The organism is Rhodovastum atsumiense, assembly GCF_937425535.1.
In the GTDB taxonomy this organism is placed as follows: domain Bacteria; phylum Pseudomonadota; class Alphaproteobacteria; order Acetobacterales; family Acetobacteraceae; genus Rhodovastum; species Rhodovastum atsumiense.
The window spans coordinates 4,531,394-4,544,930 of record NZ_OW485601.1; the positions used below are offsets into that span (position 1 = coordinate 4,531,394).

14 protein-coding genes and 2 pseudogenes are annotated in these 13,537 nt (G+C 63.0%); 12 read left to right on the forward strand and 4 right to left on the reverse strand.

Annotated elements, in window-relative coordinates; translation table 11 throughout:
• Positions 1-145: 145 nt before the first annotated feature.
• Both NBY65_RS20400 and NBY65_RS20405 read right to left on the reverse strand, forming a co-directional pair.
• Positions 146-958, reverse strand: coding sequence for an Ntn hydrolase family protein (locus tag NBY65_RS20400; protein ID WP_150045082.1), 813 nt, complete (start codon positions 956-958; stop codon positions 146-148).
• Complete coding sequence (locus NBY65_RS20405; RefSeq protein WP_239003148.1) at positions 955-2,769, reverse strand: SLC13 family permease; 1,815 nt, start codon at positions 2,767-2,769, stop codon at positions 955-957. The genes NBY65_RS20400 and NBY65_RS20405 overlap by 4 nt, the downstream gene beginning before the upstream one ends.
• A gap of 194 nt (positions 2,770-2,963) precedes the next feature.
• Between NBY65_RS20405 and NBY65_RS20410 the strand changes: the two genes are divergently transcribed.
• Positions 2,964-3,332 carry a hypothetical protein gene (locus NBY65_RS20410; RefSeq protein ID WP_150045078.1) on the forward strand — a complete coding sequence of 123 codons (369 nt, stop codon included), beginning with the start codon at positions 2,964-2,966 and terminating at the stop codon, positions 3,330-3,332.
• Positions 3,333-3,585: 253 nt separating this feature from the next.
• On the opposite strand, the gene NBY65_RS20415 is transcribed toward NBY65_RS20410, so the two are convergent.
• Complete coding sequence (locus NBY65_RS20415; protein WP_162530846.1) at positions 3,586-3,729, reverse strand: hypothetical protein; 144 nt, start codon at positions 3,727-3,729, stop codon at positions 3,586-3,588.
• 140 nt (positions 3,730-3,869) lie between these two features.
• Positions 3,870-4,229 (reverse strand): sigma factor-like helix-turn-helix DNA-binding protein, encoded by a 360-nt coding sequence (locus tag NBY65_RS20420; RefSeq protein WP_150045076.1) that lies wholly within the window; start codon positions 4,227-4,229, stop codon positions 3,870-3,872.
• On the opposite strand from NBY65_RS20420, the pseudogene NBY65_RS20425 reads away from it, so the two are divergent.
• From NBY65_RS20425 to NBY65_RS20470, 11 genes and pseudogenes are all read left to right on the forward strand, one after another.
• Positions 4,180-4,629, forward strand: a pseudogene (locus NBY65_RS20425) (transposase); the annotation flags it as partial. The gene NBY65_RS20420 and the pseudogene NBY65_RS20425 overlap by 50 nt on opposite strands.
• Positions 4,630-4,723: 94 nt before the next feature.
• A pseudogene (locus NBY65_RS20430) lies at positions 4,724-4,888 on the forward strand (transposase domain-containing protein); the annotation flags it as partial.
• 289 nt (positions 4,889-5,177) lie between these two features.
• The gene (locus tag NBY65_RS20435; protein ID WP_150045074.1) at positions 5,178-6,290 is read left to right on the forward strand and encodes a hypothetical protein; all 1,113 of its coding nucleotides are present in this window, start codon (positions 5,178-5,180) and stop codon (positions 6,288-6,290) included.
• Positions 6,235-7,116 carry a CoB--CoM heterodisulfide reductase iron-sulfur subunit B family protein gene (locus NBY65_RS20440; RefSeq protein ID WP_150045073.1) on the forward strand — a complete coding sequence of 294 codons (882 nt, stop codon included), beginning with the start codon at positions 6,235-6,237 and terminating at the stop codon, positions 7,114-7,116. Before NBY65_RS20435 ends, NBY65_RS20440 begins: the two co-directional genes overlap by 56 nt.
• A gap of 9 nt (positions 7,117-7,125) precedes the next feature.
• The gene (locus NBY65_RS34095; RefSeq protein WP_150045071.1) at positions 7,126-7,365 is read left to right on the forward strand and encodes a 4Fe-4S dicluster domain-containing protein; all 240 of its coding nucleotides are present in this window, start codon (positions 7,126-7,128) and stop codon (positions 7,363-7,365) included.
• 11 nt (positions 7,366-7,376) lie between these two features.
• Entirely contained in the window at positions 7,377-8,558 is a 1,182-nt protein-coding gene (locus NBY65_RS20445) for a 2-oxoacid:acceptor oxidoreductase subunit alpha (protein WP_250265710.1), read from the forward strand.
• Positions 8,555-9,535: a 2-oxoacid:ferredoxin oxidoreductase subunit beta gene (locus tag NBY65_RS20450; protein ID WP_150045067.1), complete on the forward strand. Its 981-nt coding sequence runs from the start codon at positions 8,555-8,557 to the stop codon at positions 9,533-9,535. Before NBY65_RS20445 ends, NBY65_RS20450 begins: the two co-directional genes overlap by 4 nt.
• Positions 9,536-9,537: 2 nt before the next feature.
• A complete protein-coding gene (locus tag NBY65_RS20455) occupies positions 9,538-10,098 on the forward strand; it encodes a 2-oxoacid:acceptor oxidoreductase family protein (protein ID WP_150045065.1) in 561 nt (186 codons plus the stop codon).
• Positions 10,098-12,044 carry a CoB--CoM heterodisulfide reductase iron-sulfur subunit A family protein gene (locus NBY65_RS20460; RefSeq protein WP_338110441.1) on the forward strand — a complete coding sequence of 649 codons (1,947 nt, stop codon included), beginning with the start codon at positions 10,098-10,100 and terminating at the stop codon, positions 12,042-12,044. The genes NBY65_RS20455 and NBY65_RS20460 overlap by 1 nt, the downstream gene beginning before the upstream one ends.
• Positions 12,041-12,502 carry a hydrogenase iron-sulfur subunit gene (locus NBY65_RS20465; RefSeq protein ID WP_150045061.1) on the forward strand — a complete coding sequence of 154 codons (462 nt, stop codon included), beginning with the start codon at positions 12,041-12,043 and terminating at the stop codon, positions 12,500-12,502. Before NBY65_RS20460 ends, NBY65_RS20465 begins: the two co-directional genes overlap by 4 nt.
• Positions 12,499-13,533, forward strand: a complete 1,035-nt coding sequence (locus NBY65_RS20470) for a 4Fe-4S dicluster domain-containing protein (RefSeq protein ID WP_150045059.1) — start codon at positions 12,499-12,501, stop codon at positions 13,531-13,533. Before NBY65_RS20465 ends, NBY65_RS20470 begins: the two co-directional genes overlap by 4 nt.
• The last annotated feature ends 4 nt before the right edge of the window (positions 13,534-13,537 follow it).

Below are 13,537 nucleotides of genomic sequence, written 5' to 3' on the forward strand. Positions count from 1 at the left end.
AGCCGGATGCAGATGCGAACATATTCCGAATTCGACTGATCCGCCATCGCGTTCCGGTGCCACGCCCTGGTTGCGAGAGCCGTCCCTTCGTCCCGGGCGATCATGCCCCGGCGGGATTCCGCCGTGAAATTCGCAACAGAATCCATCACCCCTCCTGGCGCATTCCCGGCGGATAGAAGCTCTTCCGCTGCACCCAGCGGAAGCCCTCGTGCTTGGTGATGGCGGCGATGTCGACGGCGCCGCCGACGGATTTCGGCAGGTGAACGGCGAAGCGGACGAAGCCGATCGTGGTCTCGACGAGGAAGCGGGCCAGGTCGATCGCATCCTGGATCGGCATCGCTGGCACCGAGAGCGTGGCGTAAAGGTCACGGACCAGCTTCTCCTGGAGGGGGGCGGCATCCCGCGACGGCACGCCGTGCCTGACGAGCGCGCCGCCGATATCCAGGCCCAGGCCGAGAATGAGGCGGTTGAGCGCCTCGTACTGGCCGTCCCACATGACCCCGAAGCTGGTCTCATCCATGATTCGCCGCGGCGGCGGGCAATCCGGTCCGGTCATGCTCACTTCCCAGACCTCGGCCAGGGGCCGGCCGGCGGAGTAGCCGCAGACGCGCAACTGGAGGTTCGTCGGCTCCGGACAGCGCGCCGCCTTCTCCTCGAACAGGAAGGCCCGCACTTGCGCGGCCACGTGCTCCAGGGTGTAGCTCGTGGCATCCAGCCGCCACTGCGCACGGGCCGGGTCGCGCCCCGCGAAGCGCCACCGCAGATCCTTCAGCAGCGTCTCGACGGACTCGCTGCCGATGCCGCCCGCGCCGGTGGACATCGCCCCAATGGGCAGGCGCTCGCAGAGGTTCGTGATCTTGTTCGCGTGGGCGTAGATCTGGCCGCTCCCCATGGTGCCCGCGCTGTCGGCTGCCATGACGATGCCGTCGTTGATCTTGACGGAGACGATGACGGTCACGGCGGAAATCCTCCGGCGGTATGATGGCCGCCAGGCCACGCCCACGCCCATCGCGCCCGGTCGTGCCCGGCGTGGTCCTGCCGCAGCGGCCAGAAGACAGGGATCAGCAGGGTCGCGACCACGGCGACGATGATCGAGAGCGGGAGCCCAAGACGCCAGTAATCGCCGAAGCGGTACCCGCCGGGACCCATGACGAGCGTGTTGCACTGGTGCCCGATCGGGGTCAGGAAATCGCACGCGCAGCCGATCGCCACCGCCATGAGGAAAGGATCCGGATCAAGGCCCAGCCGCCCGGCAAGGCTCGCCGCGATCGGCGCCATGGTCAGGGCCGTCGCCGCATTGTTGAGGAACGGCGTCAGCGCCATGGCCGCGATCAGCATCAGCGCCACCGCCGTGGCCGGCGGAAGCGTGCCGGCCGCGGCGGCGAGGCCCCCCGCGATCAGCCCGGCCCCGCCCGTGTCGGCGACCGCGTCGCTGACCGGGATCAGGCACGCCAGCAGCACGAGGATCGGCAGGTCCAGCGCCGCGTACGCCTCGCGCAGGGTGAGGATGCCGGACAGTACGGCCAGGACGGCGGCGCCGAAGAACGCGGTCGCCACCGGGGCGAGCCCCAGCGCGACGGCGGCCATGGTAAGGGTGAGCAGGAGCAGCGGCAGGACGTCCGACCGCGGCTCTCCCAGTTTCGTGGCGCGGTCCGCGAGCGGCAGGCAGCCAAGCCCGCCGAGGGCGCCCGGCAGGAGGTCGGCAGCGCCCTGCAGCACCAGCACGTCGCCGGCCTGGAACCGGAGCTGGCGCAGCCGCGTCGCGATCTGCTGTCCGTGGCGTGCGATGGCGAGGAGGTTCACGCCATGCGCCTCGCGCAACCGCAGTTCCTCGGGCGAGCATCCGACCAGGGCGGAACCGGGCATGACCACGGCCTCCACCACGCCGGCATTGCCGCCGGACAGTCTCCCGGCCAGGCCGGTCCCGGTGCTGGCGAGGTGCAGCCCGGTCTCCGCCACGATCCGCGACAGGGCGTGCGGGTCGCTCCGGAGCACGAGCAGGTCGCCGGCGAAGAGCGTCCAGTGCCTGGCCGGCACGTAGCGGCGGTCGCCCTCGCGGACGATCGCGATCACCGTCACGTCGCCCTCGCCGCGCGCCTCCAGCTCGGCGACGGTCCTGCCGACGAGCGGCGAATCCCCGGGCAGGCGCGCCTCGGACAGGTACGGCTCCACCTGGAAGGCGGCCGAGGACGGCGCCTGGCCGCTGCGCCCATGCGGCAGCAACCGCCAGCCGAACGCAAGGAAGGCCAGCGCGGCGCCGGTCACTCCGAGGCCCACCGGCGTGAAGTCGAACATCGTGAATGGCTGGCCGGTCAGCTCCGCGCGCACGCGCGAGACGATGATATTGGGCGAGGTGCCGACCAGTGTCACGATGCCGCCCACCAGCGAGCCGAACGCCATGGGCATCAGCAGCATGGACGGGGACGTGCCGCTGCGCCTTGCCACCTGCACGGCAAGGGGCAGAAAGACCGCCAGCGCCCCGATGTTCTTCATGAGCGCCGACAGAACCGTCACGCCCGTTGTCAGCGTGGCCACGCGCGCGCCGGTGGTTCGCAGCCGCGGCTCGATGCGGCGGATCAGCCGGCCGATCAGGCCGGACTTGCCGACCGCCGCGCTGAGCACGAGCGCGGAGGCGACGATGACCACGACCTGGTCGCCGAAACCGGCGAACGCCTTCTCCGGCGGCACGATGCCGGCCGCCATCGCGGCGAGCAGACCCAGCAGGGCGACGAGGTCGTAGCGGAGCCGGTTCCAGATGAACAGCCCCATGATCCCGGCCAGGAGGGCGAAGACGAGGATCTGGTCGAGTGTCAGTGTCTGCCTCCGTGGCGGGACGAGCAGCAGGAATGCGCGCCGGGCGCTTTCGTCACTGGCGGATCGGCCCTGCCGGGCCGATCATGGGGTGAACGAAGCGGCGTCATATCCGGCGCGTTTGGCTCATGGCCTTTTGTGGAGAGAAACGTGTGACCCTGAGGCTCGTGTCCACCGGGAACGGCCCGGCCCTGGCGATCCGCGATCACCTTCTGCCGCGCGTCCGCAGGGATGGCACGCTGGAGGTGCAGCGCGATGCTGTCCGGGTGATCGCGCTCCGGACCGGGGAATGGGTGTTCGAGCACTGGACCCCGTTCAAAGACCTCTCGCCGGAAGAGGCGTCCTCTCCGGGATACCGCCACGCCTTGCAGGAACAGCATACCGTGCCGGACCTGCCGTACGGGTTCAAGGTCTGGCATGCCGGCACGAAAGTGCTGTGCGTTCTCTGGGCCGACAGCGGTGCTTTCCAGGTGATCGACTTCAGGCGCGGCGATTGGGAGGCGCTGGCGCTGGCGCTGTGATGAGGGTTGCGGCCTGCGGCCGGTCGCCGCGTGCGATCGGAGGTCGGTACCGCGCCCCCGGCGGAGGCGTCCTGGGGGGCGGGTGCGGGCACGCCTGCGCCGCCGACGAGAGCCACCAGGATCAGAGCCGCGGCGGATCCGAAGGCGAGACGTAGATCTCCGCCCCGCCGAGACGCAGCGACGAGAAGTGGCCGCGTGCCTGAACTCCCCCGCGCCGCGCGGCCGCGGGGGGGGCAGGCGGGCCTGCTCACGCTTAGCTTCCGAACAGCGCGCCGCCGGCGGTGCGGATCATGTAGATCTGGTGGATGTTCAGTTCGCGGACCTTGACCGCCTCGTCGAGTGCCGGATCGGCTCCGACCGCGTAGCCGCTGTGCCGTACGAGAGTGAAGTGTGTCACTGCGAATATTCCCCGGCGCCGGTCATCGATGCCCGGACAGGCAAGCCCGCGGCCATCGGGCGGACCGGGATCCTGCCCGTGTCCGCCGCCCTGCCGGGTCCGGCGCCGGCCGGGACAGCCCAGGGCGGATCGTCGCAGAGTCAGGCTTGCAGTTGCCGGCGGGCACGGAAGACGCAGCTCTTCATCGTGCCGACCACGCAATCGGCTATCTCTACCGTTTCCCCGTACGACATGCCCTCCAGCACGATGAGAAGGAGACCCTCGCGCTGGTCGGACGGGAGATAGCCCAGCAGGCGCTGCGCCTCCTTCAGTTCGATCTTGCCGTCATGGCCTCCGGATACTCCAACCACGGAAAGCGGCGCGTCCTCGATATCGCTGGTGGGACGATGCTTGCGCAGATTGCCGATGAAGCGGTTCCGCAGGATCCGGTGCGTCCATGCCTTGAAATTCGTGCGACGCAATGCCGCGACGCGCGGCGGTGGTCTGGAGTATCGGGCCACGACGGCGCAGTGATTGGCAGGCGAAGTTGCTGGCCCGGTCGGGGCCGCGTTTTGCGGGCCGGTCGTACCCTGGAAGGGGCGTCGGCACGGGCCCAGGCAGCACCGCCGTTGGGCAAGAGCGTGGAGCCCCGAGCAGATTTCCCAACGGCTGCGGCTCGACTTTCCTGGTGACGAGACAATGCGCATCAGCCACGAGGCCATCCACCAGGCGCTCTACGTGCAAGGCCGCGGCGCGTTGCGGCGCGAGCTGACCGCTTGCCTGCGAACGGGGCGGGCGCTCCGCGTGCCACGGGCGCGCAGCCGCGGACGGGGCCAGTCGCACGTCACCCCCGAGATCATGATCAGCAAACGTCCGGCAGAGGTGGCCGACCGGGCGGTGCCGGGACACTGGGAGGGGGACAAGGCTGTTCAGTTCTCTGAACTTGCCCGGGTGAGTCCCGTCTGCCACAGGCGCTGCGGGGCGAAGTGTCCGAGCTGAAGCAACTCGTGCTGGGGCTGCGCGACGATATACTATCGTGCAAACCGCGAAGCTCAACGGTCTCAACCCTGAAGGCTATCTCACGGACATCCTGACCAGGATCGCCGACGGTCACCCAATCAACCGCATCGCCGAACTGCTGCCATGGCGGATCGCCGCCGCCCGCGCAACACGCCGATGAGCGGACGCTTACGTTCCAGATTGCCGGCCGGAGATTGCTTCCTGCGCGGGGATGCTCAACACGTCCTCCGATTTTGCAACAGAACCATGGCAGACAGAGCCGTCGCTCCCATTCGGATGCCCCCAGATTCTCCCTAAAAAACGCCGGCGACTTGGCAGATATCAACGCCCCATAAACCATAGATAGATCGATTTCGTAGAAATTTCGCCGAAACTTTTGAATCGGAAATCACTTACATTTGTGACACAATGAACGTCGTCGATCCGGTTTATAGTGGGGCGGCAGCACCATGGACACGGAATTCGCCGACGTCCGCAGACTCGTTGCCGACGCCGGAATCGAAAATGACGCTGATGGTGTGCCGCTGGCGGCAGAGTCGCCTTTTATTCAGACGTATCCGGCCTGCGGACTCGATGCCGCTCCCTGCCGGCTGGTTTTGTCTCCAGGCTGGGGATGGGGCGGATCGAGCGATAATCAAGGCTGCGATTCTCGCGGTGGGATGGCGCCGGTGGCATGGGCTGTTCGGCCGGTGAAGGCTGGAGCTGATAGCGATGACCGAGGCGCGGATGTGATAAAAATCGCCAGGCCGGTTGAGCTTCGTGACATCGCCAATCTGAGCCTGAGCTTGGGCAAGGGAAAGAAACTTCCGGTTGCCGTTCAGTGTGATGTAGGCGCTGGCCTGGCCGGGGAAAGTGCCGTGGAGCGCCGAACCTGCCCCTCCTGCGGCGGCGCCTGTGACCTGGAGAACCATCACCGGCATCCGAACGCTCCCCTGTTTGACCAGGTGATCTTGCTGCTAGTGCGGTTCCGCCGCAGCGGAGGAGAAGGCAGTTCCGCCAACACACCAACATGGCGAGAGGTGACGACATCAAGCATGACGAAAGTCACTTGGCCGTACTGGCATCTTTGGAATGGCAAAGCCAAGGGGGCTCAAGTCACCACCGGGCGCATCCAAAAGACCATGCACGCATTCCAGGGGGAGAAGGCGGCGATTTCGATCTGTGTGGTGCCATCATCCAAGCTACGAACTGCAGTAATGGCGCGTGACGGTCATGTGGTCGGTCGGACCCTTTGGATGATGAGCTACGCCAAGCAGCAGCGTGCCGGGAATCGAGGCAAGGCAGCGATCACTGAAGACACAGCCAGCTTGTTGGCGGACCGCCGAATGAACCCGGCGCAGCAGACGTGCCGAACCCGTTGTGGGGCTAATCGTATGCTGCGGGTTCGCCGCACTGTCCATAACCGCACTTCCAATCCCGGCTTCAAGCAACGTTTCCGAATTGCCAACGACCGGCATCCGTTATCTGCCATCGTAGCCTATCCCTCAATCATGAGGCAGTTCCGCCATGAAGCTGAGCTACTATCCTGGCTGCACGATGAAGAACCGTGCTGGAAACTTTGAAGAGTCGATCCTCTTCTCCATGAAGAAGCTTGGCGTCGAGATCGAGGAGCTTGAGCGCTGGAATTGCTGCGGCACCGTCCTATCGCTGTCCGAAGATGATGCAATGCGCCAGCTCGCACCGGTACGAACCATGATTCGCGTTAAGGAGGCCAATGCCTCCCGTGTCATGACGGCGTGCTCAATGTGCTACAACACATTGAAGCGTGCCAATGACCGTGTCAAAGCCGATCCGGCGCTCTTGAAGCGTATGAACGTTTTCATGGCAGATGAAGCGGTTGATTACGAAGGCGATGTTGAAGTCGTTCACACGCTCGAAATTCTTCGCGAACTCAAAGCCGGGACGAAACTCATCTCCGACATGGTCGGAAAGCCACTGAAAGGATTGCGGGTCGCTTCCTATTATGGTTGCCTCCTGGTCCGGCCGCGCTCGATTGCCTTCGACAATGTCGAGGATCCGGTGCTTCTCGACGAACTGGTCCGCATGCTCGGCGGAACAACGATCGAGTGGTCTTATAAAACGGAATGCTGTGGAGCCTATCAGACCGTCGACAAGCCGAAGGTCGTCGCTGATCGCACCTATCGAATCTTGTCGGACGCGAGGGAGCAGGGGGCCGAGATGGTCGCAGTCAGCTGCCCGCTCTGTGCCTTCAACCTGGACCACCGCCAGGAAATCACCCGCAGCATGTATCCCGATTTCGAGGCAATCCCGATCGTCTATTTCACCCAGCTCATGGCAATCGCATTCGGCTGCGCGGAGTCCGTCCTGAAGCTAGATCTGCACTATAACTCTCCCAGACCTGTCCTGGCGGAGAGGGGGCTTCTCTAGGGGATCGCGATGTCTTTCGGAAAGCTCAGGAAGGCGTATGGCAGAATAACGATAAACCCGAACTGGTGCAAAGGATGTGGATTTTGCGTCGAATATTGCCCAACCGCTGCGTTGGAAATGTCCAGGGCCTACAACGCGAAGGGCTATCATCCACCCAGGGTGAAGGCCGCGGAAGAGTGCCGAGATTGCAAGTTTTGTGAGAAGGTTTGCCCAGAGTTCGCAATTTTCGTGACGACCGATCAGAGATGAAGGATGGACGCGTGGTCGAATTCCCCAAGACGGTTCCAGCAGATCCGAGGGGCGTTTTGACCGGCCGCCACTTCATGGACGGTGACCATGCGCTCGCGGAAGGTGCGCTCGCCGCAGGCTGCCGATTCTTCGCGGGCTATCCGATCACGCCCTCAACCGAGACGGCCGAGCGCTTCGCCGAGCGCTGCCCGGAGGTCGGCGGGCTTTTCATCCAGATGGAAGACGAGATCGCGTCGATCACGGCAAATGTCGGTGCGGTTTGGGGCGGTCAGAAAGTGATGACGGTCACGTCCGGTCCCGGCTTCTCACTCATGATGGAGACCTTCGGCCTGGCTTGCATGATGGAAACGCCAATGGTCGTCGCCAACGTGCAGCGCACCGGCCCATCGACCGGGCTGCCGACGCTCACTGCCCAGCAGGACATGATGCAGGTGCGCTGGGGCTCGCACGGCGATTATCGCATCATCGCGCTCGTACCGGACTCTCCACAGGAGTGTTTTGATCTCGTCATAGATGCCTTTAACCTATCGGAAACCTATCGCGTTCCCGTCTTCATCATGACTGACGAGACAGTCGGCCACATGCACGAGAAGGTGGTCATCCCGCCGGCGGAGGACATTCGTATTGTCGAGCGGAACTGGTACACGGGACCGAAGGAGAACTATCGGCCGTACGACTTCAACGGCAGGACGATCGCCCCGATGGTCAAGGCTGGTGACGGCTACCGCTTCCACACAACCGGTCTCACCCACAACGAGCGCGGCTATCCGGCGCTGACGCCGGAAATGAACAAGAGGGTTGTTACGCATCTCGTCGAGAAGATCGCGTCCAATGCAGACAAGATCATCCGTACTGAAGAGGATGGCCTGAACGATGCGGATGTTGTGGTGGTGTCCTACGGAATTTCCTCGCGTATCGCCATTCGCGCCATCCAGCAGGCCAGGATGTCTGGCATTAAGGTCGGCATGCTCCGGCTCATCACGGTGTGGCCGTTCTGCGAGACGAAGATCCGCGATGTTGCCCACGCCGTGAGAGCCATCGTGGTGGCGGAGTTGAATTATGGCCAGGTCATCCTTGAGGTCGAACGCTGCGCGGCGGGCAGGTGCCGGGTGATTGGCGTCAATTCCTGCGGCGGCGCTGTCCACGACCCCGAGGAAATTCTCGCCGCCATCAAGGAGGGCGCGAAACGATGAACGCTGGCGACCAGGTCCCCGAATATGTGACGGACGAGAAGACCTTCCGTGAGCAAAACCCCATGGCGGAGTATCTCCGCATGGAGCGGATGCCCCATATCTGGTGTCCCGGCTGTGGAATCGGAACGGTCGTCACCTGCTTCATCGAGGCAGTCAAGGCGAGCACCCTGGATCGAGACAAAATCGCAGTGGTTTCCGGCATTGGCTGCTCGGGGCGCGTCGCTGGCTATGTGAAGTTCGACTCCTTCCACACCACGCATGGTCGCGCGATCCCCTTCGCAACTGGCCTGAAACTGGCTAACCCCGATCTGAAAGTCGTGGTGATTAGCGGCGACGGCGATCTCGCCAGCATTGGCGGCAATCATCTGATTCACGCGGCTCGACGCAACATGGACCTTATGGTCATTTGCGTAAACAATTTTACCTATGGCATGACGGGTGGACAGGTGACGCCGACGACCCCGACCTCGGCGAATGCTTCGACGACGCCGCACGGCAATTACGAAACACCGTTCAGCCTGCCCTTCCTGGCGGACGCCTCCGGCGCGACTTTTGTGGCCCGCTGGACCGCACTTCACGCCCACAACATCACGCAGACCTTCGGCAAGGCGCTGAAGCACCGGGGCTTCTCTTTCATCGAGGTCGTTGCGCCGTGCTCCACACTCTATCAGCGTCGTAACAAACTTGGCGACGGGTTGGATGCGATGGACTATTACAAGGAGAAGGCCAACGTCCAGCATGGCGCGGATACACGCTCAGTCGGCATCAGCTTCCAGGGCCAGATCACCTTGGGCAAGTTTGTCGATCGGCAAAGGCCCACTTTCCTCGATGCCGTGAACGAACATTACATAAGAGTCTTTGGCGACAGCTACCAGATGTATGGCAGGAACACGCTTGAGAAAGAGGTGGAGCAGGAAAGGGCGCGGTTGTCCGCTAGCAAGGATGTCGGGCTCGACGCATGCAAAGCGGATGACTAGCTATGTGGGAGATCAAATTTTCCGGATTTGGCGGCCAGGGCATCGTTCGCTGCGCTTTGATCACGGGCGCCGCGGTCGCGCTGCACGATGACAGATTCGCCACCATGACGCAGAGCTTCGGGCCGGAGGCTCGTGGTGGCGCCTGCCAGTCGCAGCTTATCATCTCGGACAGGCGGGTTCTCTACCCCTACTGCACGGCTCCAGGCGTGCTGATTGCGCTGTCCCAGGAAGCCTACGACACGTACGAGCCGGGCCTCTCTGACGGTGGCGTCCTGATCATCGAACAGGACCTGGTGAAAGCGAAAGTCGAAGCGAAACGTGTCGTGCTCCATAGCATCCCCGCGACCCGCTTCGCCGAGGAACTCGGCAATCGGCTGTTTGCCAACCTCGTCGTGCTCGGGTTCTTCACCGCCGTCACCGCGGCCGTGTCGCCCGAGGCCATGAAAAAGGCACTGCCAGGACTCGTCCCCGACCGTTTCCTTGCCGCGAATATCGAGGCATTCGACAAAGGCTACCAGCATGGCGCGGACACCGCTTCCAGGAAAGCGGGAGCAGTCCATTGATACGGCGCGCCGGAGTCTTCGTGTGCCATTGCGGAACCAACATCGCGGCAACCGTGGATGTCAAGCGCGTGGCGGGGGAAATCTCGCGTGACGCGGGCGTGATCTTCTCGAACGACTACGTCTACATGTGCTCGGATCCGGGGCAGCAATCCGTCATCAACGCCATCAAGGAGCATAACCTCGATAGCATCGTTATCGCGTGCTGCTCGGCAAACCTTCATGAAAAGACGTTCCGCGACGCCTCTGCGCGGGGCGGCCTGAACTCTTTCCAATGTGAAATAGCGAACATCCGCGAGCAATGCGCGTGGGTTCACACGGACAGGAACGAGGCCACTGTCAAGGCGATCAGGATCACGCGCTCCGCGGTCGAGCGGGCGCGCCGCAATGAGCCCCTGACCCCCATCGGTCTACCAGTCACGCGCAAGGTCATGGTTGTTGGCGGCGGCATCGCCGGTATCCAGAGCGCGCTCGATATCGCCAATGCGGGGCTCGAGGTCGTGCTTGTCGAAAAGCAGCCAAGTGTCGGTGGCCACATGATCCAGTTGTCGGAGACATTCCCGACGCTCGACTGCTCGCAGTGCATTCTCACGCCAAAAATGGTGGAGGTCTCGAAGCACCCGAAGATCACGCTGATGACATTGAGCGAGGTCACATCAGTGTCGGGCTTCGTCGGCAATTTCAGGGTCAGGTTGCACACCAAGGCGCAATACGTTGACCCCGAGAGGTGCAAGCTTTGCGATGACTGCGCGGCTGTCTGTCCTGTTGTCGTTCCAAACGAGTACGACGTAGGCCTGAGCGACCGTCGTGCCATTTTCATCCCTTTCGCGCAGGCGATTCCTGCGAGCTATACTCTCGATCCGACTAGCTGTCTGGGCCTTAATCCCATCGTCTGTGGCAAATGCGCCAACGTGTGTGAAGCAGAGGCCATTGACCTCGATGCCAAGCCGAAGGACACCGAGGTCGACGTTGGTGCCATCGTCGTAGCGACAGGCTTCGATCTCTACGATAAGGCCAACATGGCCGATTACGGCCGCGGGAAGTGGCCGGATGTGCTGGATGGCATCCAGTTCGAACGGATGTGCTCGGCATCTGGTCCGACAGGGGGGCAAGTGCTCCGACCTTCGGACCACAAAGAGCCAAAGACCGTCGTCTTCGTCCAGTGCTCGGGCTCACGCGATCCCGAACTGCATTGCGTCTATTGCTCCAAGATCTGCTGTATGTACACCGCCAAGCACGCCACGCTTTACAAGCATCATGTGCCCGACGGCCAAGCCTACATCTTCTACATCGACATCCGCTCCGGCGGGAAAGGGTATGAGGAATTCGTCCAACGCGCGATGGAACGCGATGGCGTGGTCTACCTGCGCGGACGTGTTTCAAGAATCTACCAGGCGAAAGGCAAGCTCAAAGTCCTGGGCGTCGACACCCTCGCCGGGAGGAATGTTGAGATCGACGCCGATATGGTGGTGCTGGCCCAGGCGATGGTGCCGTCAAAGGGCACGACCGAGGTCGCCAGGACCTTGAAGATCGGATGCGACAAAGACGGCTTCCTCGCCGAAGCGCATCCCAAGCTTCGCCCGGTGGAGAGCGTGACCGGAGGCGTCTTTCTCGTCGGCGCAGCCCAATCGCCGAAGGACATCCCGGAGACGGTCTGCCAGGCAAGCGCGGCGGCCTCCAAGATCATTGCGCTTCTCTCCAAGCCGGAACTGGAGCACAGCCCGGTCGTGGCGAAGGTACGCCAGTCGCATTGCACCGGCTGCGAGATGTGCGTCGAGGTTTGCCCGTTCGAAGCCATCACGCTCGTCGAGGGCCGGGCACGGGTGAACGAGGTGCTGTGCGAAGGTTGTGGGACCTGCGTCGGCACCTGCGTGCGTGCGGCAATCGATGTGAAGAATGTGACGCAGTTGCAAGTCTTCGAGATGCTCGAAGCCTGCATGGGAGGATGAGCAAGGTGCAGGATGCGGCTGTTGCAAGATGCCACGCCCACGAATTCGAGCCGAAGGTTGTCGCCTTCCTGTGCAAGTGGTGCTCGTCGGCTGGAAGTGATCTCGCTGGCGTGTCGCGTCTGAAATATCCGGCGAACGCGGTGCCGATCCAGGTGATGTGCTCGGGTTCGGTATCGCCGATCTATATCTTCTCCGCGTTCAACAAGGGCGCCGATGGCGTGCTCGTCTCCGGATGCCATCCTGGCGACTGTCATTACCAAAAAGGCAATTACTACGCGCGGCGCCGCATCTTTCTGGTACAGAAACTCCTGCAGTTCGTGGGGGTTGAGCCTGACCGTTTCCGCATGTCCTGGGTCTCCGCGGCCGAGGGCGTCAAATTCGCCCGTGTCATCGGCGATTTCGTGACCGACCTGAAGGCACTTGGCCCCCGGGCCACGGTGACGGCGAAACAGCGATGATCGCACCCCAAGCCATCAGGGCATGCGCCAGGGATCTCCTGCAGAGCGGAAAGGCGCGCACCGTGCTCGGTTATCGGCGTGGCACCGCGGGATGCCTGGCCGAACCGGCTTTCATGACCTCCCCTGAGGAGACGGCGACGCTCGTCTTTGATCCGACTTGCGTCGGGAACCTCGCGCTTTACCTCGTGAACGAGAAGAAGCGGATAAGGCAGGCGCGGCAATCCTGCGGACTGCCGCTCGGTATTGTAGCCAAAGGCTGCGACAGCCGCGCCATCACTGTTCTGCTTCAGGAAAATTATATCAAGCGGGGCGAGGTGATTGTGCTCGGTGTCTCCTGTGGGGCTGGTGGCATGGTGGACATGCGCAAGCTTGGCCGGACGCTGCACGGAAAGACGGCCACGGCAGTGCATTTTGATGGCCCCCGTGGCGTAACGGTCTCATACGCCGACGGCAGTGCCACTTTGCCCGCAAAGGAAGTGCTCGCCGACCGCTGTCTTGAATGCACCAGGGCTTATCCACTCGACGCCGATTTTCTGTTTGGCGAGAAGATCGATGAGCGCCCTTACGGTCCCCGCTTCGCGGCGGTCACGGCTTTCGCGAGCAAAAGCAGGGAAGAGCGCTCGGCATACTGGAACGCTCATTTTGAGCGTTGCATCCGGTGCTACGCCTGCCGCGCCGTCTGCCCTATGTGTTATTGCGACGAATGTGTCGTCGATAGCACGAGCTTTATCATCGGCCCAACGACAACGGCCGACGATAAAGCCAATCGCGTTTCCTGGATCAACCGTTCTGCGACCCCGTCCGAAAACGCGATGTACCATATGGTACGCTCCATGCACCTCGCAGGTCGCTGCACCGATTGCGGCGAATGCGAGCGTGTATGTCCAATGAACATTCCGCTCCGCCTGCTTAACACCATGCTCGAACGCGAAGCCTACGAAGCATTTCAATACGCGCCCGGACTCGACGCGGATCTGGCTTCGCTCATCTCGTCCTTCCGTGACGGCGATCCCGATGATTTCGTGAGATAGACTG

Bases quoted from the DNA above. Each gene is read 5' to 3' on its own strand.
- NBY65_RS20465 (WP_150045061.1), top strand. From the start codon at position 12,041: ATGAGCAAGGTGCAGGATGCGGCTGTTGCAAGATGCCACGCCCACGAA.
- NBY65_RS20440 (WP_150045073.1), top strand. From the start codon at position 6,235: ATGAAGCTGAGCTACTATCCTGGCTGCACGATGAAGAACCGTGCTGGA.
- NBY65_RS20450 (WP_150045067.1), top strand. From the start codon at position 8,555: ATGAACGCTGGCGACCAGGTCCCCGAATATGTGACGGACGAGAAGACC.
- NBY65_RS20455 (WP_150045065.1), top strand. From the start codon at position 9,538: ATGTGGGAGATCAAATTTTCCGGATTTGGCGGCCAGGGCATCGTTCGC.
- NBY65_RS34095 (WP_150045071.1), top strand. From the start codon at position 7,126: ATGTCTTTCGGAAAGCTCAGGAAGGCGTATGGCAGAATAACGATAAAC.
- NBY65_RS20435 (WP_150045074.1), top strand. From the start codon at position 5,178: ATGGACACGGAATTCGCCGACGTCCGCAGACTCGTTGCCGACGCCGGA.
- NBY65_RS20405 (WP_239003148.1), bottom strand. From the start codon at position 2,769: ATGGGGCTGTTCATCTGGAACCGGCTCCGCTACGACCTCGTCGCCCTG.
- NBY65_RS20470 (WP_150045059.1), top strand. From the start codon at position 12,499: ATGATCGCACCCCAAGCCATCAGGGCATGCGCCAGGGATCTCCTGCAG.